This is a genomic window from Faecalibacterium prausnitzii, assembly GCF_003287405.1.
In the GTDB taxonomy this organism is placed as follows: domain Bacteria; phylum Bacillota; class Clostridia; order Oscillospirales; family Ruminococcaceae; genus Faecalibacterium; species Faecalibacterium intestinale.
Genome location: NZ_PRLD01000053.1, coordinates 1 through 1,085 on the forward strand (window position 1 = coordinate 1; position 1,085 = coordinate 1,085).

Genomic DNA, 1,085 nt, shown 5'->3' on the forward strand with positions numbered 1-1,085 from the left:
GCGAAAAAGGCGGCATTGTTCTCCAAAGTGCGCTCTGGCGATGTGCGAGTTTTGCTCGGAAGCACTGCAAAAATGGGAGCGGGCACCAACGTCCAGTCCCGACTTGTGGCGGTGCATCATCTGGATGTTGGCTGGAAGCCCAGTGACATGACCCAGCGCAATGGTCGCATCATCCGGCAGGGCAATATGAATAAGGAAGTCAAGGTGTTCAATTACGTTACGGAAGGGACATTTGACAGTTATTTGTTCCAAACTTTGGAAAACAAACAGCGATTTATCAGCCAGATTATGACCAGCAAATCCCCGGTGCGCTCCTGCGAGGACGTGGACGAGCAGGCACTTTCCTATGCGGAGATCAAGGCACTGTGCGCTGGAAATCCGCTCATCAAGGAGAAGATGGATTTGGATGTGCAGGTCGCCAAGCTGAAGGTGCTGAAAGCCGACCACCAGAGTCAGAAATTCCGCCTGCAAGACAAGCTTCTGACCAAATTCCCGGCTGACATTCGGGAAACGAACGCCTATATTGCTGGGGTGAAAGCGGACGCACAGCTTACCGCCGCCCATCCGCAGGTGCAAGAGGGTTTCTGCGGCATGACCATCAAGGGCGTGACCTACGATGAGAAAAAGACCGCCGGTGAGCGTCTGGTGCTTGCCTGTTCCGAACTGCCCAACGCCGAAGAAAAAGTGATCGGCAGCTACCGGGGCTTTGAGTTGTCTCTGCGGTTCGATACCTTCCGCAGTGAGTATCAGGCTATTCTGAAGGGCGAACGGAGATACCCGGTAGCACTGGGCACCGACCCGCTGGGCAACATTATCCGTTTGGATAATTCGCTGAACAACTTCCCGGAGCGCATTAACTCTGCTGAGAATGAACTAGCCACTCTGCATCAGCAGCAGGCAGCAGCGCAAATCGAGGTTGAGAAACCATTCCCACAGGAAGAAGAACTGGCAGAGAAGTCAGCCCGCCTTGCCGAATTAAACGCCCAGTTGGATGTGGACGAAAAGAGCCACGACCCGGAACAGGATGAGGAAGAACAGGAGGACGCACCTCGCCGCCCCTCGGTGCTGGCGGCACTGGAGGAAAA

The 1,085-nt window shown here is 54.7% G+C and carries 1 pseudogene; it reads left to right on the top strand.

Annotation, left to right across the window (positions count from 1 at the left end):
• Positions 1-72: 72 nt before the first annotated feature.
• Positions 73-1,085, top strand: a pseudogene (locus C4N24_RS14980) (DEAD/DEAH box helicase family protein); the annotation flags it as partial.